Below are 20,172 nucleotides of genomic sequence, written 5' to 3'. Positions count from 1 at the left end.
CGCGGGGTCAGCACGGCTTGATTCCCGGTACGCCGGTGTCGGTAGAAGCGGCGGAGACGTACCAGCCGTCACCCATGCGGTACCAGCGGTAATTGCCGACGACCTGCTTCCGGGACCAGTCGGAGTAGCAGTAGACGGTCACGTCGCCCCTGACCCAGTAACTGCTGCAGGTCTTCGAGCTGGAGTTGAAGTGCAGCGGGGACGAGTCGCTGTCCTCGGCGCACGAGTCGCTGGGGACGTTGATCACCCAGCTCGTCGGGGCCGGCGGAGGCCCGCTGGAGGCCTGCGACGTCGATTCCCCGCTGACCTGGCCCTCGGCGTCGAATGCCCGCGCCGTGATCGAGTGGTTCTCGTTGTACGCGTCGCCGATCGTCTCGGTTCCGCCGTTCAACCCGCCGTCTCGCCAGTTGCCGCCATCCGTCCGGATCTCGACGCGAGTGATCGCGCGTCCGTTCGACGGGGGTGTCGTCCAACTCAGAGTCACGCTCCTGGCGTTCGGGACCGCGTTGGTCTTCGGCGCGAAGACCGGGCCGAACGGAACGACCGTCACCGATTGGACCTCACCCAGTTCGCTGAGCTCGCCGGCGATCTCCGAGTAGGCACGCACTTCGAGCGTCTCGGGATTGCCGTTCGCCTGCACGCTGATGACCTGCCCGGGAACGGCTTCTCCCCAGTACCCCATCGTCGGGATCTTCAGGTCGTACTTGATCTCGGACGGCGACGCACCGTTGAGCTCCGTCGGCGGGTCGAAGGTGATGGACACCGTCTCGTCCCCCGGCGTTCCGACCAGGTTGCGGACCGTTCCCGGTGTACCGAAGGCGCGTCGGGTCGCGGAGTCGGTGCTGAACAGTGGATCCGTCTTCTTCGCATCCGTCGACTTGTTCTTCGCGGCTACCGAGAACGTGTAGCCCGACTCCGAGTTGTCGACCGTGATGTTCTGAGTGGTGATTCCGGCCGCGAGCTCGATCCTTTTGGTCTCGGCACCGCCCTTCTTCACCACGAGGGTGTAGCCGGTCAGCGCTTCCGCGTTCACCGTCGTCGGCGGGCTCCAGCTCACGGGGAGCTGCGTCTGAGTGCCCAGTTGCACCGAGGCACCGACCTGCGGCGCCGCCGGCGCACTCGGCGAGCCCGCGGGGCTCATCGACATCGGGCCCGACCAGTCGGAGGGCTCCGGGGAGCGGTTCGACGCCCGCACGGCGACCGTGTAGTTCGAGCCGTTCGTCAGCCTGGTGAGCTGCGTGGTCCGGGTACCGCCGGGCACCTCGAACAGGTCGTTGCCGGCCCCGCTGAGCTGCACCTCGTACCCCGTCACCGCGGACCCCGGGTTCGCCCCGTCGGCCCAGGTCACCGTGAGCGAGCCGTCGCCGTAGTCGAGGCTCGTGATCGTCGGGGCGCCCGGGCGGGCGTCCGGACGTGCCACGGCCGACGCGGGCGACGGGTCGGACTCGCCGATCTCGTTGGTCGCGGTGACCGTGAAGGTGTACTCGCGGTCGTTGGTGAGGTTCGCGATCGTGCAGGTGGTCGCCGCGCAGTCCTGGCCGCCCCCCGACCACTTCACCGTGTGCGTGGTGATCTCGGCGCCGTTGCTGGTGCCGTCGGACCAGCTGAGCACGACCGTCCGGTCCTGCACCGAGCTGACCGACGGCGTCCCCGGCGCGGCGGGCTTGCCCTGCACCGTGACGCGGATCGTGCCGAACACCCGGCGCTCGGCGTCGCCGGTGGCGTCCGCCACCTGGTAGCGCACCGTCATCGTGCCCACGAAGTCCGCGTTCGGCGTGACGACGACGGAGCCGCCCTGGGCGCTCGCCGTGCCGGTGTCGGCCCCGGAGTCCACGATCGGATCGTCGACCAGAGTCAGCGGCGTCTCGGGGAACGGGTTCACGTCGTTCGAGAGCACGTCGACCGTGGTCGGCCGGCCCTGGGGTGCCTTGGCGACGACGTCGTCGTTCGCGACCGTCAGCGGCCGGGTCGACGCGGTCACCCGCACGACCACCGAGCCCTGCACGGGCTGCGTGGTGCCGTCGGTCACGGTGATCGCCAGCGTCTCCTGCGTCCCCTTCGCGACCGACTCGTCGGCCGCGACGGAGAGCACCGAGCCCGACACGGAGGCGGTCATCCCGGTGGGCGCGCCCGAGACGCTGTAGCTCAGCTTCGCCAGGTCGCCCTTGTCCGGGTCGCTCGAGAGCGCCCGCAGATCCAGCGTCGACGCGTCCTCGCCGGCCGCGACCTCCATCGCTCCCCCGGCGAACGTCGGCGGCTGGTTCTCCGGCGGCAGCACCGTGATCGGGATGCTCAGCGTCGCCTTCACCCCGGCGGGGTCGTCGGGCCCCGTGCCGTCGGTGACCTCGAAGGTCAGGGCGTCCGAGCCGAAGTAGTCGGGGGCCGCGGTGTAGAGCAGGGTCGACTCGTCCCGGACGAGCACCCCGTCGGCCGAGTGCAGCGCCGACACCCGGTCGGCCTGCGTCAGCCGCACGGTCTTCCCCTCGGGAGCCACGACCCAGTCGGTCAGCGGGATCGTCGCCTGCTCGCCGGCCTTCACCTCGAGCGGCTCGACACCGGGCTTGAGCGAGGGGCCGGTCGAGCTGAGCGCCGGCACCCGGATGAAGGCGGTCGCCACCTGCGAGTCGGCATCGGTCGCCGTGTACGTGAGGAGCTGCGCCTCCTCACCGGGGGTCACGGTCACGACTCCGCCGGCCCCGACCACGGCTCCCGCCGGCTCGCCGGGCAGCGCCACCCGGAGCTCGCTCGCGACGCCGTCCGGATCCTCGTCGTTCTTCAGCACGGGCACCTCGACGGTCTGTGCCGTCGTGATCTGCGCGGTCGTGACCGTGTCGTCGCGGGCGATCGGCGGCAGCAGCGCCGCCTCCTCCGCCACCGTCACGAGCAGGCTGCCGACGGCGGTCGCGCCGCGCGGATCGCCGACCGTGTACTGGACGGCGTAGTCGCCCTCCGCCTCGGGAGTCGTCACCAGCACGCGGCCGGCCGACAGCCGTGCCGTCATTCCCTCCGGTGCGGTGAGGCCGTCCGCGACCAGCGAGAGCGCGTCGCCGTCGGGGTCGGTGTCGTTCGCGAGCACGTCGACGGCGATGCTGCGCGCAGGCTGCGCGGTCACGACGTCCTTGACGGCGTCCGGTGCCTGGTTCTCCGTCGACGCAGGCGCGATGCCGACCTGGATCGTCGCCGTGCCCCGCTTGCCGAGAGCGTCGCTCACCTCGTAGCGGAAGGTGTCGGTGCCGACCGAGTCCTCGAAGGCCGTGTAGGTGAGGTGATCCGCCCCGACCTCGTCGATCCGCCCCTTGCCGGGAGCGCTCGCCTGGCCGACGAGCGTCACGCTGTCGCCGTCCGGATCGATGCCGTCCAGCGGGATCGGGATCGAGACGGTCGTCCCCGAGAGCGTGCGCGCTTCGAGGTTCTCGGGCCGCGGCGGGGAGTTCGCCTCGCGGTTCATCGGCAGGATCTGGATGCTGACGTAGCCGGCGTCCTTCTGGCCCGAGGCGTCGATCGCCTCGTAGGTGACGTAGACCGTCTTCGCGGTGTCGCCCGCCCGGAACCGCACGCGGTCCTCCGAGACGAACGCGACGCCGTCGGCGGCGTCGGGCAGCGGTGCCACGAGGTCGGGCACCACCGTCAGCAGGCCGCCGCCGGGCGAGACGTCGTTGGCGAGCACGTCGATCGTGACGGTGTCGCCGACGCGCACGGCTGCCGAGTCGTCGGTCGCGATCGGCGGCTCGAGGGTCGCCGGAGCGGGTGTCGGCACCACCAGCACCTCGCCGGTCGTCATCCCGGTGCCGTTCGAGACGACGTAGCGGAAGGTCACCGGCTCGGTGATCCCCGGCTGATCCGTGACGCGGAGCACCTCGTGCTCGAGGATCGCCACCGCGACACCGGCGCCGGCGTCCACCTCCACCGAGGAGACGACGAGCAGCCCGCCGTTGGGATCGGAATCGTTCTGCAGCACGTCGACGAGCGCGGCGCCGCCCGAGGGCAGCAGCGCGACGTCGCGCACGGCGACCGGGTTCTTCGCCTCGCTGGTCGCCGGGAGGACGTCGACGCGGACGAGTCCCGGGGTCGAGTCCGGTCCGTCGCTCGCGCGGTACTGCAGGTAGTAGCTGCCGGGTGTCGGCGACGTGAAGGTGAAGGTCCCCGCCGTGTAGTCGGGGGTGACGGTCGCACCGGCGGGCTGCTCGACCTCGGCGAGCAGCAGGGGCGCGCCGGACGGGCTGAGGTCGTTGCCGAGCGGCGCGACCGTCGCGGTCTGATCCGCAAGGGTCGTCACGTGGTCCGGATTGGTCACGGGGACGGTCGAGCCGGGCGCGCGGACGTCCACGTGCAGCACCCCCGCGATCTCGTCGGTGCCGTCCGAGACGAGCAGGTCGACATCCTTCCGGCCGAGCTCGGCGCCGATCGCGTCGAAGGTGACGAGTCCATCGGCGGTCGAGCGCACCTGGTCGTCGCTGGTCGACGTCGCAGCGAGGAGGAAGAGCTCGTCGCCGTCCGGGTCGATCCAGTCCGGCAGCACGTTGTAGGAGACCGAGGCGCCCTGCTCCAGGAGGATCCGCCCCTCGCGCTTCTGCTCGGGAGGCGTGTTGCTGCCCGCCGGCGTCACGGTCAGCATGACGACGGCGTCCGCGGTCTGCCCGCGTCCGTCGTCGGCGGTGTACGCGAACGTCGCAGACCCGCTCGCCTCCGGGGGCAGGGTGATCTGCAGGGCGCTGCCGCCGTAGATCGGCGACACCGCGCCCAGTGCGGGCTGCGCCCCGGTCACGGACGCGGTGAGCACGTCCCCGTCCGGGTCGCTGTCGTTGTCGAGCACCGGCAGGATGACGCTGCGCCCGGCGCGCACGCCGAACTCGTCGTCCACGGCGACCGGCGGAGTGTTCTCCTCCGACCGCTCCGGGATCGTGTCCTGCACCTGCTGCTGGGTGCTGGTGTTGTCGTCGTCCTTGGTGGCGTCGTCCTCCGGCGGCGTGACGTCCTCCCAGTCGGAGACCTCCTTCATGTCCTGGTTCACCAGCCAGACGGAGCCCACGGTCAGCTCGTTCAGCACGACCGCGCTGCGATTGACGCGGAAGACCGCCTGCCGGTCGGCGCCGAGGTCCGGCACCTCCTTCGCGACGTCGTCCGCGGTTCCGCCGCAGTCGCGCAGGTACCGCCCCGAGCCGGACCAGGCGGCGTAGGTGCAGCCGTTGACCCGGACCGGCGCGACGGCGGTTCCGGTCCCGCCGGAGTCCACCGTCCGTGCGGCCGAGCCGTCCAGCGGCTGCAGGAGCAGGGCGGCACCGGTCGAGATCGCGACGTCCTCGCCGCCCGTGCTCGGCTGCTGCAGCGTCAGCTCGTCCGCGACTCCGAGCTGCACCGGGTCGTCCCCGTCGATCGACACCGCGCCGCTCCCCGCGTCGAGGAGGACCGGGGTGGAGCCGACGGCGGTGATCGCCGGCGTCGCTCCCTCGGCGAAGCCGGAGACGGCGGAGGTCGAGGGGGCGCCGCCGGTGCGGACCGTGACGAGCTCCTGCTCGCCGGGCGAGTAGGCGAAGACCGTGCCGTCGGCCGCGACGGTGGCCGCCGCATCCGCGCCGAGCTCGGCCGTGGGCTCGTCGGCCTCGACGCTGAACGAGGCGAGCGCGTCGACGGCCCGCACCCAGAGCGCGCCGGTGGCGGCGTCGAGGATCGCCAGCACGCCGCCGCCGAGCACGACCGAGGAGTCGGCGGGCACGGCGACCGCCTCGCCGAGCGCGACCGACGAGGTGTCCACGAGCGAGACGGTCGCGTTGCTCTGGTCGTGGACGACGACGGCGCCCGCCTCCTGCGCGACGTCGAAGCTCGTCCCCTGGGTGCGCAGGGCCGCGTCGAGGACCTCGGAGGGATAGTTGAGCCGGCCCGCGAGCAGCGCGGTCGGCTTGGTCACCCAGACCCCGGCGTCGTTGAGATCCACGTCCTGGGTGGTCACCCCCTGGTAGAGCACGGCCATCGTCGAGACGACGAGCGCGGCGGCGGTCACCGACGCGACGGAGGCGGCGGAACGGGTGCGGCGGGACAGCCGTGAGAACACGCTCGGACCGTTCCTCTCGGGAGTGGGGGGCGGGGTCGTCCGGTCGACGGCGGGCCGTCCGGCGGAACGTGCCCATCGTGTCCGCCGTCCACTCCGGCCACCAGCCGTCAGTTGTCGCGGCACCCGTCCGGGGGTCACGGCGGGTGCCCGCCGAGGACCGGTGGCGAGCGTCCGCCGACGGCACCGCCGGGCCGGGTCCCGCGGAATCGCGCCGATCCTTAGCACTCCAGGACCGCGAGACCACGGATTGGGACGCGGTGTCGCTTCGCCTTGCGACGTCCCGGCGCGCATCGCACACTTCAGCCATCGATGCCGACCACCCGACGGCTCGCCTCTCCCCTGACGATCCAGGACGCCGATGCCCGCCGCCGTGAGCACCCTTTCCCGACCCCTCGAGTCAGCACCTCCCCTCGAGCCCCTCGCTTCTCCCGAGCCCCTCGCTCCCCTCGAGCCGGCCGCTCCCCTCGCCGTCGACCCCGTGCGCTCGATCTGCGTGATCGACGACCACGCCATCGTCCGGTCCGGCATCGCCGAGCTGCTGCGCGGGACCGACGACCTGCGTGCCGACGCCGTCGCCGCCACCGTCGCCGAGATCGAGGAGGACGCCGCGGACTTCGACCTCGTCATCCTCGATCTGCGACTCGGCGACGGCAGCGACGCCGGCGAGAACGTCTCCCGGCTGATGCGCCGCGGCACCCGCGTCCTGATCTTCTCGGCCGGCGACGACCCCGACTCCGTCCGCGCTGCGGCCAGGGCCGGCGCGCTCGGCATGGTGCGCAAGTCCGAGGAGGACTCCGTGCTCCTCGAGACGATCCGCTCGGCGGCGCACGGCGTCGCGGTCGCCTCGACCGACTGGGCCGCGGCCCTCGACGCGGACGTCGAGCTCGCCGACGCCGGACTCAGCGCCCGCGAGCGCGAGGTGCTGGCACTCTACGCCGCGGGCGAGAAGGCGCAGCGCGTCGCCTCCCTCACCGGTCTGTCCCGCGACACCGTCACCCACTACGTCGGGCGGATCCGCGCCAAGTACGCGCGGGTCGGCCGCCATGCGGGGACCAAGGTCGAGCTCTACATCCGCGCGATCGAGGACGGCCTGCTCGAAGGCCCGATGTGAGATCCGGAGCCGCGGCGGCGGAGGAGCCGAGCTTCGGCATCGGCGACCGGTTCGAGCGGATCTTCGTCGTCGCATTCAGCATCGGCGGCATCGCGTTCCACGCCGTCGCGGCGCTCGGCTATGCGGCCACCGCTCTCGGGATCTCCCCGCTCTGGGCCGTCGCCGCATCCGTTCTGGTGCTGCCCGCCCCGCTGGTCACCCTGCTCGTCGCGATGCGCGGCAGCCTCGACGCGGTGCGGACCGTGCTCCGCGCGCACGTCGTCCTGTTCGCCGTCCTCGCTCTCGCGCTGATCCCGGCCGTGCCGCCCGGGAGCGGCCCCGCCGCCACCTCCTGGCTGATCGACGCCGTGCCCGTGGCGATGACCGCCGCGGCCGTCGCCTTCCCCGCGCGCCTCGTGCCGCTCGCCGTGGCCGGCGTCTGCCTCCTGCTCTTCGCCGTCCGCGCCGCCACCTCGGGATCGCCCGTCGTGGCGATCGAGGAGGCGGTCGACATGGCGATGATCGGCACGGTCTTCGCGGGGCTCGCCCAGGCGGTCCTCGGCGCCGGCCGGTCGCTCGAGCGCGCGACGCGCGAGTCGGTGCTCGCGGCCGCCCGTGCCGCCGGCCGAGCGGGGCGGCGGAGCGAGCGCATCCGGGTCGGCGCGCTCGTGCACGACGAGATCCTCTCCTTCCTGCTCAACGTGGAGCAGATCAGCCACTCCGCCGAGCGCTCCCGAGCCGCGGCGCGGATCGCCCTCGCGCACCTCGCGGAGCTCCGGCGGACGGATCCGACGGGCCCGACCCCGAGCCGGGCGATGCTGACCGCGGGCGAGTTCGTGCGCGCCGCCTCCGTCCGGATCACCGAGGCCGCGCCGCTCGCCGTCCTCAGCACCCGGATCGCGGCGGGCGCCGTGGCCGTCCCCTCCCCCGTCGCCGACGCGCTCATCGACGCGACCGTGCAGGCCGCGCGGAACGCCGTGCAGCACGCCCGCTCGACGGACGGCGCCCCCGCCGCCGTCCGCGCGTCCCTCGCCGTCGACGAGCGCGGGCTCTCGATCGAGGTCGGCGACGACGGCGGCGGGTTCGTCGCCGCCGCCGTGCCGCAGAACCGGATGGGACTGACCACGAGCATCCTCGGCCGGGTGACCCAGATCGCCGGGGCGACCGCGCAGATCGCCTCCGAGGCGGGCACCGTGGTGCGGTTGGAGTGGCGCCGGTGACCCGCCCGCGCCGTCTCGAGCAGAGCGCCGACGTCTCCGACCTGCTCGGCTTCGGCGGCGGCCACGTCCGGGTGATCGGGCTCCTCTTCGTCGGCGCCAACGTCCTCCTCGCAACGCTGAACCTCGACTGGTCCCGCCGCCCCGCGCTCACGGCGGCGTCGGTGCTGATCGTCGCCCTCCTCGTCGCCCTGGTCGTCCGGCGCCCCCGCGATCCGCTCCCGCTCCCCGGCACCCTCCTGGTCGCGGCCGGCGCACCGGTCGCCTCGGCCCTGGGCTGGTGGGCCCTCGAGCCCACCGGCTGGGAGGGGAGCTTCGCCACCTGGTTCCTCGGCGGCACCGCGTTCCCGCTCTTCGCCCTCTGCCTCCGCGGGCGGATCCTCGCGGCGGTCGCGGGCCACCTCGCGGTCGGAGCCGTGACGCTCGCCTGCCTCCTCGGCAGCGGCCACAGCGCGCTCTTCGCCCTCGAGGCGATGTCGCGCTACGCGATCCTGCTCGTCTGCGGCGTCCTGTTCCGCCTCGGCCTGCGCTACGCCATCGGCCGGATGGGCGAGGTGCGGGCCGAGCGCGAGCGCCTCGCCACCGAGACGGCGGAGGCCGACGGCCGCTTCGCCGAGCGGGAGAAGCGCGTGCGGCTGGTCGCGGACCTCGCGGAGCCGCTCCTCGCGCGAGCGGCCGCCGGCGAGCCCTACTCCCCCGCCCTCGCACGAGACGCGGCCAACGTCGAGGCCGGCATCCGCGACGGGCTCCGCGCCTTCGGCCTCGTGCGCGACCCGCTGGTCGCGAGCGTCCGCGCCGCGCGGCTGCGCGGGGTCCAGGTGGTGCTCCTCGACGACTCCGACGGCGACCTCGACGAGTCCACCCTCGACCGCGTGGCCGCGACCGCCGCGCGCGCCTTCGAGCAGATCGGCTTCGGGCGCGTCACCGTGAGGCTGCTGCCGCCCGGCCGGGGCGCGGTCGCGACCGTCGTCGCCGATACCGAGCCGGGCCTGCACCTCGAGGTCCGCTAGGCGGCACGCCGCTCGCGGTCCTCGTCCGAGTACTGCACCCGCGGGTTGAGCGCGAGCGCGTCCCGGGCCGCCGCGCGCGCGAGGGTGATCGCCGCCGAAAGCCGGGGCCTGCGGACCGTGCCGGCGGTGCGCCCGTAGACGTCGACGTGCGCGAACGCCGGCGCCCAGGTCGGGCGGGGCCGGCGGTTGCCGATGGTGGCCGTGAGATGCAGGAACGCCTGTGCGGAGCCGAGCGCCGAGGCCGCGTCGACCCCCGGGGCGATCGAGGGCAGCGGCGCCGGAGCGGCCGACGTGACGGCCCGCAGCACCCGGAGGTCGGTGTAGGGCGGGATCACGGGCAGCGTCCTTCCCAGCACCGCCGGGCGCCGCGCGATCTCCTCGAGCGGCAGATCCTCCGTGAAGCCGAGCATGCGCTCCACGGTGTGCCGCGACCTCGGGTGGAACGACGTCGCCTGCGCGGCCCAGCCGACGTTCATCACCCAGAGCACCGGCAGATCGAGCGCGCGGGCGGTCCGCGCCAGCAGCACGCCCACCTCCGGGGTCGTCACCTCCGTCTCGTCGACGACCAGGTCCGCGCCGCGCGCGAAGCCGAGCGCCGTCTCCGGGAGCACACCAGCGGGGAAGACGTCGACCGTCGCGTCGGCGTCGAGCGCGAGCACCGACTCGCGGAACACCTCGGCCTTGTTCCGGCCCACCGCCGCCAGCGTCGCCCCGGGCACCCGGTTCGCGTTCTCCGGCTCGAAGACCTCCGGGTCGGCGACCGCGAACGAGCGCACGCCCATCTGCGCGAGCTTCAGCCCGAGCTGGAACCCGTCCCCGCCGACGCCCGCGAGCGCGATCCGCGCCGAGCACAGCGCCTCCTGCTCCGCCTCGCTCCAGAAGCCGAGGTTCCTGGCGAACCGGGGGGCCGTCACGTCGGTGCTCACGCCGCCAGCTCCTGCTCGTCGTCGATCCCGACCAGGATGTCGCGCGCCGTGAGGAGGCGGCCGGGCAGCCAGCGGCTGAGCCGCCTGATCGGCGGCACCTCGATCGCGATCGCGACGTTGTGACTCCGGTACGCGCCGATCCACCGCCGCTCGCCGATCCTCGTGGCGGTGAGCGAGAGGCGCAGCAACCGCTCGAGCACCGGATCGATCAGCCCGTAGGCGGAGCGCATCCCGGCCTCGTCGAGGAAGGCGAGGACTGCGGCGTACAGCTCCAGCACGCACGCGTGCTGCGCGGCCCGGTTCTCGTGCCGCGCGACGAGGCGCGAGACCTCGACGGAGGGCTCCGGTGCGGGGCTCGAGCCGAAGACCTCCGGCAAGTACCGCTCGACGGGGAGGCGGTCGTCGGTCACCGCGCGGGTCGCGCGACCCTTGACGATCAGGCGGAGAGCGGCGCGGATCCGCAGCTCGCCCGCACACTCCTCGACGACCGCGAAGGCGAGCGAGCGAGCATCGTCCTCGTCGGTCTCCCGGCCGTCGCTCCCGTGCTCGGCGGAGAGGAAGCCGGCCTCGTCGACATAGATCTCGCGCCGCAGCTCGAGGAAGCGGCGGTAGGCCTCCTCGGCCCCTGGGACGGGGACGCCGCCCGAGGCGATCAGTCCGGTGGTCCGCCCGGTGGTGCCGGACGACGGTCGCTGCTGCAGGTCTCGCATGGGGTTCTCCTCGACTCGGAAGCGTCTGTTCCGACGAGACCGATCGTGGAGAGCGGGCGGGCCGCGAAGAATGGGGACGTCTCCCCACGGGCAGAGGTGCCCGTCGGCTCAGGCGAGCTCGTCCACGTCGTCGAGGTCGACCGCGACCGAGCTGACCAGCGCGAGCAGCGCCTCCGCGTAGGCGTTCTCGGCGATCTCGTCCTCGAAGTCGCGCTGCTCGCCGGCGAGCTCGACGGTCACGGCGAAGCGCACCGGCCCGCCGGCCGCGACGCGGCGCAGCGAGCGGAACGTACCGCGGAGCAGCTCGCGCAGCTGGTCCTCGCGCGGCAGCCAGAGCGAGTCGTCGAGCGCCACGGAGTCGAGCGCCCACTCGGTCGTGCCGTTGAAGCCGAGCACCGTGCCGGTCTCGTACTCGTGCGCTTCGATCGTCATGTCGCTCACGGTGAAGACGTCGCCGTCGAACCCCTCGCGCTCGATGCGGAAGCGGTCGCCGGTGACCGGTGCCCAGCGCAGACCCGCGGTCCGCAGCGCCCTGGCCAATTCGAAGGAGATCATCTCCCGATCATGGCCCGCGTTCCCGGACGGAGGCCGCGAAGACGGGACCGCGGCCCCGATGTCGGTGGGTGAGTTTACGTTCATGAAACGTCCGGTTCACAGGCCGGGCACCCGCACTGCATAGCGTGGCTCACTGTGCCCCTTTCAGGGGCGAAGGGTCGCCGTCGCCGTGCGGTGACGCACCACCGCTCTCCGGAGCGGCGATCGAGAGGACCACCATGCCCGACTCCCCCGCACCCCTCGCGGACAGGCCTCGCGCCCGCACACCGAGGAGGCGCCTCGCCCTCGCGGCCCTCGCCGGTCTCGCCCTGGTCGCCACGCCGCTGGTCGCGACCCCCGCCACCGCGGCTCCGAGCGGTGACGAGCTGGTCATCAGCGAGATCTTCGCCCGCGGCGGCTCGGCCGGCGCGACCTACAGCAACCGCTTCGTCGAGCTCTACAACCCGACCGGCGCCGACGTCGCGCTCTCGGGCCTCTCGCTGCAGTACCGCTCGGCCACCGGCACGGCGAACCCGACGACGACGGTCGCGCTCACCGGCACCGTCCCCGCCGAGGGCCACTTCCTGATCGCCGGTGCGAGCAACGGCAGCAACGGCGCGCCGCTCCCCGCCGCCGACCAGACCGCGAACGGCCTCAACATCGCGGCCGCCGGCGGCACGCTCTTCCTGGTCGAGGGCACCGCGACCCTCGTCGCCCCGCCGACCGGCACCGCCGAGCAGCCCGACGCGGTCCTCGACCTGCTCGGCTACGGCACCTCCAACACCTTCGAGTCGGCGGCCGCCACCGCGCCGACGCTGACCGAGTCGATCGCGCGCGCCGACTCCGCGACCGGCGATACCGACTCCAACGCCGCCGACTTCACCGTCGGCGCGATGACCCCCGAGTCCGCCGGCGGCAGCACCCCGGAGCCGACGCCGGCGCCGACCGGGACGGCGACCCCCACGGCGACCCCGACCGCCCCGCCGACCACCGCGCCGACCGTCTCGATCGCCGAGATCCAGGGCACCGGAGCCGCGTCCCCGCTCGTCGGGCAGACCGTCACCACCACCGGCGTCGTCACCGCGCGCTACGCCACCGGCGGCTACAACGGCTACGTGATCCAGACCGCCGGCACCGGCGCGCAGACCACCGGCCGCACCGCCTCCGACGCCGTCTTCGTCTACTCCTCCGCCTCGGTCGGCGCGGTCGCGATCGGCGACAACCTGCGCATCACCGGCGCCGTCAGCGAGTTCAACGGCCTCACCGAGCTCACCCCGACCTCGGCCGCGACCGTCGAGAAGCTCGGCACCCCGGCCGTCGCGCCGATCGCGGCCGCCGTCGGCCTCCCCCGCACCGTCGAGGAGCGCGAGACGCTCGAGAGCATGCTGATCGCCCCGCAGGGCGCGTTCACCGTGACCGACACCTTCGACCTCAACAGCTTCGGCTCCGTCGGCCTCACCGCCGGCGACTCGCCGCTGCTGACCCCGACCGAGGTCGCCCGCCCTGGAACGCCGGAGCTGGCCGCGGTCGTCGCCGACAACGCCGCGCGCGCGATCGTGCTCGACGACGGCGCCTCGATCAACTTCCTCGGCGCCGCCGCGAACAAGGCGATCCCGCTGCCCTACCTCACCCTGACCGCGCCGATCCGCGTGGGTGCTCCGGCGACCTTCACCCGCCCCGTCGTCCTCGACTACCGCAACGGCGGCTGGGCCTTCCAGCCCACCACGCAGCTGACCGTCGAGAACGCCGGCGACGTGCAGCCCGCGACCTTCGCGAACACCCGGACCGCGAAGCCCGAGGCCGTCGGCGGCGACCTGTCGATCGCGTCCTTCAACGTGCTCAACTACTTCTCCACCACCGGCGACTCGATCACCGGCTGCACCTTCTACACCGACCGCGACGGCGACCCGGTCACGGTCAACAGCGGCTGCGACGCCCGCGGAGCGGCGAACGCCGACGACCTCGAGCGCCAGCAGGCCAAGATCGTGACCGCGATCAACACCCTCGGCGCGGGCGTCGTCTCGCTCGAGGAGATCGAGAACTCGGCCAAGTTCGGCAAGCCGCGCGACGAGGCCCTCGCCACCCTGACCGCCGCGCTGAACACGGCGGCCGGCTCCGAGGTCTGGGCCTACGTCCCCTCCCCCGCAGCGCTCCCCGCGCTCGCGGACGAGGACGTCATCCGCACCGCCTTCATCTACAAGAAGGCAGTCATCGAGCCGGTCGGCGAGTCCGTCGTGCTCAACGACACGGTGAACTTCTCGAACGCCCGCAAGCCCCTCGCCCAGGAGTTCCGCCTCCTCGGCGACAGCGCCAGCGAGTTCGTCGCGATCGTGAACCACTTCAAGTCGAAGGGCTCCGGATCCGGCGCCGACGCCGACCAGGGCGACGGCCAGGGCGCCTCGAACGCCTCGCGCGTGAAGCAGGCGACCGCCCTCGTCGCCTTCGCCGACCGCCTCCGCACCGAGAAGGCCACCGAGCTCGTCTACCTGCTGGGCGACTTCAACGCCTACTCGAAGGAGGACCCGGTGAAGGTGATCACCGACGCCGGCTACACCGACCAGGGTGCGAAGGACGGCAAGTACTCGTACTCGTTCGACGGCGCGGTCGGCTCGCTGGACCACGTCTTCGCCTCGCCCGCGGCCGACAGGACGGTCACCGGGGTCGACACCTGGAACATCAACAGCGGCGAGTCCGTGGCACTGGAGTACAGCCGCTACGACTACAACGCGACGATCTTCTACGACACCTCGGCGTACCGCTCCAGCGACCACGACCCGGTCGTCGTCGGCCTCGACCTGCCCGAGACCCAGACGGACCCGGAGCCCGAGCCCGTCACGGTCATCGACGTCGCGACCACCGCCTCCACCAAGCGCCTCGCCGTCGTGCGGACGCTGACGGTGTCGGCGGTGAACAACGGCGACGAGACGGTCTCGATCGAGATCACGACGGCGTACGGCAGCAAGACGAAGAAGACGGTCAAGCCCGGCCAGTCGTTCACGGTGAAGACCGTGACCGTCTTCAAGCCCATCAAGGCCGGCACGGCGACCATCGAGGTCACCGCGCCCGACGGCACCGAGCGCGTCTACAAGCAGGCGTACCGCGGCGCCTGATCCCGCGCGACCCCTGATCTCGGCGAGCTCCGGCTCCTAGAGTTCGGGGATGCCCGAGGGAGACAGTGTGCACCGTCTCGCCGCCCGCCTCAGGCGGGCGGCGGACGGTCGCACCGTCCTCGAGGGCGAGCTGCGCTCCGGGGACGCGGCCGGCACTTCCCTCGCCGGGCTGAGGATCCTCGAGCACGACACCCACGGCAAGCACCTCCTCACCCGCTTCTCCGGCGGAACGACCCTGCACACCCACCTGCGGATGCAGGGCTCCTGGACCGTGACCGCTCCCGGCCGAGCGGTCCCCCGCTCGGTGCAGAAGGACGTCCGCGTCCGCCTCCGCCTCGACGACGACTCGACCGTGTGGGGCATCGACCTCCCGGTCGTCGAGCTCCTCGCCACCCGCGACGAGCCGCGCGCCGTCGGGCACCTCGGGCCCGACCCGCTCCGCGCGGACTGGGACGCCGACGAGGCCGTCCGGCGCCTCTCCCGCCTCCCGGACCGGCCCGTCGTCGCCGCACTCCTCGACCAGCGCTGCCTCGCGGGTCTCGGCAACCTCTGGGCCAACGAGGTCTGCTTCCTCCGCGGGGTCTGGCCCTGGCGGCCGATCGGCTCCCTCGACGTCTGCGCCCTCGTGGCGACCGCGGCGAGAGGCCTCCGCGCCTCCGTCACGATCCCGGGGATGTTCCAGACCACCACCGGTGACACTCGCCGCGGCGAGCGGCACTGGGTCGCGGGGCGCGCCGGGCGCCCGTGCCTGCGCTGCGGCACGACGGTGCTCGTCCGCGACGAGGTCCGCGACGACCCCGAGCAGCGCCGCACCTGGTGGTGCCCGCACTGCCAGCCGGAGCAGGCGACCGCCGCCTGAGCCCGCGTACCGCCGCCTGAAGCCCGCGTACCGCTGCCGACGGCCCGTGCGTAGGCTGGCCGCATGACGAACGAGTGGGGAACTCCGGATCCGTCCGCCCGGCGAGACCGGTCCGCGGAGGTCGTCCCGGCGGCCGCCTCCGGCGAGGAGGTGGAGACCGCCCGCGTCGAGGACGCCGAGCGCGCGCTCGCTGTGCGCGAGGTCAAGCGGCGCCGCGACTTCCTGGGATCGGTCGGCGGATGGGCGAGCGTCTCGGCGATCACGACCGCCGTCTGGGTCGGCACAGGGGCCGACGGCTACTTCTGGCCGATCTGGCCGATGATCGGGATCGGGATCGGCGTCGTCGGCCAGGCCGCGTCGATCTGGGGTCCCGCCCGCAAGGAGATCACCGAGGCGGACATCGCCGCCGAGATGCAGCGCCGGGAGAAGCGCGGCCGCTGATCAGTCCAGGCGGCCGACCGAGGTGACGCGGACGACGGCCGCACCCTGCTCGTCCGACTCGGCGAGGTCGACGGTCGCCGAGATCCCCCAGTCGTGGTCGCCGGCCGGATCGTCGAGGATCTGCCGCACGAGCCACTGCGTCGGCTCCTCCGTGACGAGCAGCATCTTCGGCCCCCGGGCGTCGGGCCCGATGCCGATGCTGTCGTGCTCGTCGTAGTAGTCGTCCAGCGCGGCGCCCCACGCGTCGGCGTCGAAGCCGGCGGCGGCGTCGAGCTCGCCGAGCGCCTCGTGGTCGTCGAGGGCGGCGAGGGTCACCCGGCGGAACATCTCGTTGCGCACCAGCACGCGGAAGGCGCGGTGGTTCGCGGTGAGGCGGCGCGGAGCGGGCGGCACGATCGCCTGGTCCGCCGCGTGGAGCGCCGGATTGACCAGCTCCTCCCACTCGTCGACCAGCGAGGAGTCGACCTGGCGCACGAGCTCGCCCAGCCACTCGATCAGGTCGTGCAGCTCCTCGTTCTTCAGCTCGTCGGGGATGGTCTGCCGGGCCGCGCGGAACGCGTCGGACAGGTAGCGCAGCACCAGTCCCTCCGAGCGGGAGAGCTTGTAGAAGGCGGTGTACTCGCCGAAGGACATCGCCCGCTCGTACATGTCGCGCACGACCGACTTCGGCGAGAGCTCGAAGTCCTTCACCCACGGCTGCGCCGCGGTGTAGGTCTCGAAGGTCGCGTCGAGGAGCTCCTCGAGCGGCTTGGGGTGCGTGACGGACTCGAGCAGCTCCATCCGCTCCTCGTACTCGATCCCCTCGGCCTTCATCGCGGCGACGGCCTCGCCGCGGGCCTGGAACTGCTGGGCCCCCAGGATCGGGCGCGGGTCGTCGAGGGTCGCCTCGAGCACCGAGATCACGTCGAGCGCGAAGCTCGGCGACTCCGGGTCGAGAACGTCGAACACGGCCAGCGCGAACGGCGAGAGCGGCTGGTTGAGCGCGAAGTTCGGCTGCAGGTCGACGGTCAGGCGGATGCGGGTCACGCCGTCGGCGCCGACGCTCTGCTCGACCACTCCCGCCTCCCGCAGCGTCCGGTAGATGCCGAGCGCCCGGCGGGCCAGCTGCAGCTGCCGCTTCCACGGCTCGTGGTTGTCGAAGATCAGGGCGTGCACGTTCGCGTAGGCGTCGCCGCCGCGGGCGATCACGTTCAGCAGCATCGCCGACGTGATCGTCATGTGCGAGGTCAGCGTCTCGGGCTCGGCGTCGACGAGCTTGCGGAAGCTCGGCTCCCCCCAGCTGACGAAGCCCTGCGGCGCGCGCTTGGCGACCCACTTCCTCCGCTTCTTCGGGTCGTCGCCCATCTTGTCGAGAGCCTTCCGGTTCTCGGACTCGTGCTCGGGGGCCTGCACGACCACGGTCCCGGCGGTGTCGTACCCGGCGCGACCGGCGCGGCCGGCGATCTGGTGGAACTCGCGGGCCGAGAGCTGGCGGGTCCGGGTGCCGTCGTACTTGGTCAGCGCGGTGAGCAGCACGGTACGGATGGGGACGTTGATGCCGACGCCGAGGGTGTCCGTGCCGCAGATCACGCGCAGCATGCCCTGCTGGGCGAGCTGCTCGACCAGGCGGCGGTACTTCGGCAGCATGCCCGCGTGGTGCACGCCGATCCCCAGCCGGAGCAGCCGGGAGAGGGTCTTGCCGAACGCGGTGGTGAAGCGGAAGCCGCCGATCACCTCGGCGATGCGGTCGCGGTGCTCGCGGGTGGCGATGTTCGCGCTGGTGAGCGCCTGCGCGCGCTCGAGAGCGGCCGCCTGCGAGAAGTGCACGACGTAGACCGGCGACTGGTTCGTCGAGAGCAGCTCCTCGATGGAGTCGTGGATCGGCGCGATCTCGTAGAAGTAGTGCAGCGGCACCGGGCGCTCCACGCCGGTGACCCGGGCGGTCTCCCGGCCCGTACGGCGGCTGAGGTCGGCGGCGAGCGCCGTCACGTCGCCGAGGGTGGCCGACATCAGCACGAACTGCACGTGCGGGAGGGTGAGCAGCGGCACCTGCCAGGCCCAGCCGCGCGCCGGGTCCGCGTAGAAGTGGAACTCGTCCATCACGACCTGGTCGACCGGGGTGTCCTCGCCGTGCCGGAGCGCGAGGTTCGCGAGGATCTCGGCCGTGCAGCAGATGATCGGCGCGTCGGCGTTCACCGAGGAGTCGCCGGTGACCATCCCGACGTTGGAGGCGCCGAAGACGTCGACCAGCGCGAAGAACTTCTCGGAGACGAGCGCCTTGATCGGCGCCGTGTAGAAGCTGCGGCGTCCGGAGGCGAGCGCCGCGGCGTGCGCGCCGATCGCGACGAGCGACTTCCCGGTGCCGGTGGGCGTCGAGAGGATCAGGTTGGAGCCGGAGGCGATCTCGAGCATGGACTCGTCCTGCGCCGGGTAGAGCGGGAGGCCGCGCGACTCCGCCCACTCGGTGAAGGCCAGGTAGACCGCGTCGTCGTCGACGCGCCCGTCCGCGTCGGGCGTCGGCATGCGGTCGAGCAGCGTCGAGGTCATCCCCCCATCCTCCCAGCCCGCGGCCCGTCGCTCGGGTGCGATCCGTCACGGACGGCCCGTGCGCCCCCGCCTCACGGGCCGCGGGTGACGGATCGGTCCGCCGGAGCGAGGGCCCCGTCGACGAGTCGGACGACGCGGTCGGCGTCGGCCAGCACGGCGGGGTCGTGCGAGACGCAGACCACCGTCGCGCCGCGGTCCGCCTCCGCGCGCAGGACCGACCGGATCCGCTCCGCACTCGCCGAGTCGAGGCCGGTGGTGGGCTCGTCCAGGAGCAGCAGGCCGGCCCCGCGGGCGAGCCCCTGGGCGAGGAGCGCCCGCTGCCGCTGACCGCCGGAGAGCACCGCGAAGGGCTCCCGGGCGAGCGCGGCGATCTCCATCCGCTCGAGCGCGGTGGCGATCGCGTCCGCCGCGCGCGCGTCGCTGCGGCGGAGGCGGCCGAGCCGACCCCAGGTGCCCACCGCGACCACGTCGCGCACCGTCACCGGGAGGCGGTCCGGGATCGACGCCCGCTGCGGCACGAAGGCGATCGCTCCGGTGACGTCCCGCGTGCCGGACGTCAGTGGACGCACTCCCGCGATCACCTCCAGGAGCGTCGACTTGCCGGCGCCGTTCGGCCCGGCGATCACGGTCAGCGAGCGCGCGGCGACGTCGAGATCGACCCCCGCGAGAGCGCGGCGGGAGCCGAAGTCGACGTGAGCGCCTCGGAGGCGGACCGGGGGCTCGGGCGGGGGTGAGACGTCCATCCCGACGAGCGTACAGCAGTGATAACTGTTCTCATTATCGTGTACGGTCGGGCACCATGCTCAGCCTCCTCGCCGGAATCCTCGAGCCGTTCGCTCTCGACTTCCTCCAGCGCGCCCTCCTCGGCGGCGTCCTCGTCGCGGTCCTCTGCGGCGTCGTCGGCACCTGGGTGGTCCTCCGCGGGATGGCCTTCCTCGGCGAGGCGCTCGCCCACGGGATGCTCCCCGGCGTCGCCCTCGCGACGGTGCTCGGCGCGCCCGTCCTCGTGGGCGGCGCAGCCAGCGCGGTGCTGATGAGCCTCGGCATCGCGGCCCTGCAGCGGCGCGGACGACTGTCCTACGACACCAGCATCGGCCTGCTCTTCGTCGCCATGCTGGCGCTGGGGGTCATCGTGATCTCGCACTCGGGCAGCTTCGCCACGGACGCGACCTCGATCCTCTTCGGCGACATCCTCGCGATCACTCCCGTCGACATCGGGCTGCTCGCCGCCGCCGCCGGAGTCGGCCTCCTCGTCGCAGCGGCCTTCCACCGCCCGCTCGTCGCCCTGGCGCTGGATCCGCGCATCGCCGCGGTGCTCGGCCTCGGTCCGCGCTCGGCTCAGGCCGCGCTGGTCGGCCTGGTGACCCTCGCCGTCGTCGCCTCCTACCAGGCGGTCGGCTCGCTCCTCGTCGTCGGGCTCCTGCTGGCTCCCGCGGTGGCCGCCGGTCACTGGACCACGCGCATCCCGACCCGGATGCTGCTCGCGTCGATCCTCGGCGCGGCCTCCGTGCTCGTCGGCCTGCTCGTCTCCTGGCACGCGGCCACGGCCGCGGGCGCCTCGGTCGCCGGCACGGCCATCGCGGTCGCCGCGGTGTCCTGGGCGGTCCGCTCGGCCGCGTCGGCCCTCGCGTCCCGGTCGGGCCCTCAGCCGGTCGCCGCATGAGGCCCTGCCGGCACCGCTCCTCCCCCGCTCACCCTCG

Annotated in this window: 13 protein-coding genes; 7 read left to right on the top strand and 6 right to left on the bottom strand. The window is 73.1% G+C overall.

Annotated elements, in window-relative coordinates; genetic code table 11:
* Window positions 1-7 precede the first annotated feature (7 nt).
* Complete coding sequence (locus C5C53_RS10885) at window positions 8-6,049, bottom strand: Ig-like domain-containing protein (protein WP_104267531.1); 6,042 nt, start codon at window positions 6,047-6,049, stop codon at window positions 8-10.
* A 370-nt stretch (window positions 6,050-6,419) separates the two neighbouring features.
* On the opposite strand from C5C53_RS10885, the gene C5C53_RS10880 reads away from it, so the two are divergent.
* Genes C5C53_RS10880 through C5C53_RS10870 form a run of 3 tightly spaced genes read left to right on the top strand, consistent with a single transcriptional unit; the run spans window position 6,420 to window position 9,366 of the window.
* Window positions 6,420-7,160, top strand: coding sequence for a response regulator transcription factor (locus C5C53_RS10880; protein ID WP_104317710.1), 741 nt, complete (start codon window positions 6,420-6,422; stop codon window positions 7,158-7,160).
* A complete protein-coding gene (locus tag C5C53_RS10875; protein WP_104262873.1) occupies window positions 7,157-8,359 on the top strand; it encodes a hypothetical protein in 1,203 nt (400 codons plus the stop codon). Before C5C53_RS10880 ends, C5C53_RS10875 begins: the two co-directional genes overlap by 4 nt.
* Window positions 8,356-9,366: a hypothetical protein gene (locus C5C53_RS10870; RefSeq protein ID WP_104308094.1), complete on the top strand. Its 1,011-nt coding sequence runs from the start codon at window positions 8,356-8,358 to the stop codon at window positions 9,364-9,366. The genes C5C53_RS10875 and C5C53_RS10870 overlap by 4 nt, the downstream gene beginning before the upstream one ends.
* Here C5C53_RS10870 and C5C53_RS10865 read toward each other — a convergent pair.
* From C5C53_RS10865 to C5C53_RS10855, 3 genes are all read right to left on the bottom strand, one after another.
* On the bottom strand, window positions 9,363-10,292 hold the full coding sequence (locus C5C53_RS10865; RefSeq protein ID WP_104267529.1) for a ThiF family adenylyltransferase: 930 nt from the start codon (window positions 10,290-10,292) through the stop codon (window positions 9,363-9,365). The two genes, C5C53_RS10870 and C5C53_RS10865, sit on opposite strands and share 4 nt — an antisense overlap.
* Window positions 10,289-11,002: a hypothetical protein gene (locus tag C5C53_RS10860; RefSeq protein WP_104267528.1), complete on the bottom strand. Its 714-nt coding sequence runs from the start codon at window positions 11,000-11,002 to the stop codon at window positions 10,289-10,291. Before C5C53_RS10860 ends, C5C53_RS10865 begins: the two co-directional genes overlap by 4 nt.
* A 108-nt stretch (window positions 11,003-11,110) precedes the next feature.
* A complete protein-coding gene (locus C5C53_RS10855; RefSeq protein WP_104222265.1) occupies window positions 11,111-11,557 on the bottom strand; it encodes a hypothetical protein in 447 nt (148 codons plus the stop codon).
* Between the two features lie 218 nt (window positions 11,558-11,775).
* On the opposite strand from C5C53_RS10855, the gene C5C53_RS10850 reads away from it, so the two are divergent.
* The 3 genes from C5C53_RS10850 (at window position 11,776) to C5C53_RS10840 (ending at window position 15,946) form a co-directional block, all read left to right on the top strand.
* Window positions 11,776-14,646, top strand: coding sequence for an ExeM/NucH family extracellular endonuclease (locus C5C53_RS10850; protein ID WP_104267527.1), 2,871 nt, complete (start codon window positions 11,776-11,778; stop codon window positions 14,644-14,646).
* A 49-nt stretch (window positions 14,647-14,695) separates the two neighbouring features.
* Window positions 14,696-15,505: a DNA-formamidopyrimidine glycosylase family protein gene (locus C5C53_RS10845; protein ID WP_104267526.1), complete on the top strand. Its 810-nt coding sequence runs from the start codon at window positions 14,696-14,698 to the stop codon at window positions 15,503-15,505.
* 63 nt (window positions 15,506-15,568) lie between these two features.
* Window positions 15,569-15,946 carry a 2TM domain-containing protein gene (locus C5C53_RS10840; RefSeq protein ID WP_104222259.1) on the top strand — a complete coding sequence of 126 codons (378 nt, stop codon included), beginning with the start codon at window positions 15,569-15,571 and terminating at the stop codon, window positions 15,944-15,946.
* Here C5C53_RS10840 and C5C53_RS10835 read toward each other — a convergent pair whose 3' ends face one another.
* Together C5C53_RS10835 and aztA are read right to left on the bottom strand one after the other, a co-directional pair.
* Window positions 15,947-18,472, bottom strand: coding sequence for an RNA helicase (locus C5C53_RS10835; RefSeq protein WP_104267525.1), 2,526 nt, complete (start codon window positions 18,470-18,472; stop codon window positions 15,947-15,949).
* 71 nt (window positions 18,473-18,543) lie between these two features.
* Window positions 18,544-19,215, bottom strand: a complete 672-nt coding sequence (gene aztA / locus C5C53_RS10830) for a zinc ABC transporter ATP-binding protein AztA (RefSeq protein ID WP_104267524.1) — start codon at window positions 19,213-19,215, stop codon at window positions 18,544-18,546.
* Window positions 19,216-19,271: 56 nt separating this feature from the next.
* Here aztA and aztB point away from each other — a divergent pair, with 56 nt between their 5' ends.
* Window positions 19,272-20,135, top strand: coding sequence for a zinc ABC transporter permease AztB (aztB, locus tag C5C53_RS10825; protein WP_104233709.1), 864 nt, complete (start codon window positions 19,272-19,274; stop codon window positions 20,133-20,135).
* The last annotated feature ends 37 nt before the right edge of the window (window positions 20,136-20,172 follow it).

Origin of the sequence: Rathayibacter sp. AY1E3 (assembly GCF_002932235.1) — a bacterium.
Lineage (GTDB): Bacteria > Actinomycetota > Actinomycetes > Actinomycetales > Microbacteriaceae > Rathayibacter.
This window is presented reverse-complemented; position numbering and strand designations above follow the sequence as displayed.

Excerpts from the sequence above, each read along its gene's own strand:
- C5C53_RS10860 (WP_104267528.1), bottom strand. The coding sequence starts at position 11,002 with ATGCGAGACCTGCAGCAGCGACCGTCGTCCGGCACCACCGGGCGGACC.
- C5C53_RS10855 (WP_104222265.1), bottom strand. The coding sequence starts at position 11,557 with ATGATCTCCTTCGAATTGGCCAGGGCGCTGCGGACCGCGGGTCTGCGC.
- C5C53_RS10850 (WP_104267527.1), top strand. The coding sequence starts at position 11,776 with ATGCCCGACTCCCCCGCACCCCTCGCGGACAGGCCTCGCGCCCGCACA.
- C5C53_RS10845 (WP_104267526.1), top strand. The coding sequence starts at position 14,696 with ATGCCCGAGGGAGACAGTGTGCACCGTCTCGCCGCCCGCCTCAGGCGG.
- C5C53_RS10840 (WP_104222259.1), top strand. The coding sequence starts at position 15,569 with ATGACGAACGAGTGGGGAACTCCGGATCCGTCCGCCCGGCGAGACCGG.
- C5C53_RS10835 (WP_104267525.1), bottom strand. The coding sequence starts at position 18,472 with ATGACCTCGACGCTGCTCGACCGCATGCCGACGCCCGACGCGGACGGG.
- aztA (WP_104267524.1), bottom strand. The coding sequence starts at position 19,215 with ATGGACGTCTCACCCCCGCCCGAGCCCCCGGTCCGCCTCCGAGGCGCT.
- aztB (WP_104233709.1), top strand. The coding sequence starts at position 19,272 with ATGCTCAGCCTCCTCGCCGGAATCCTCGAGCCGTTCGCTCTCGACTTC.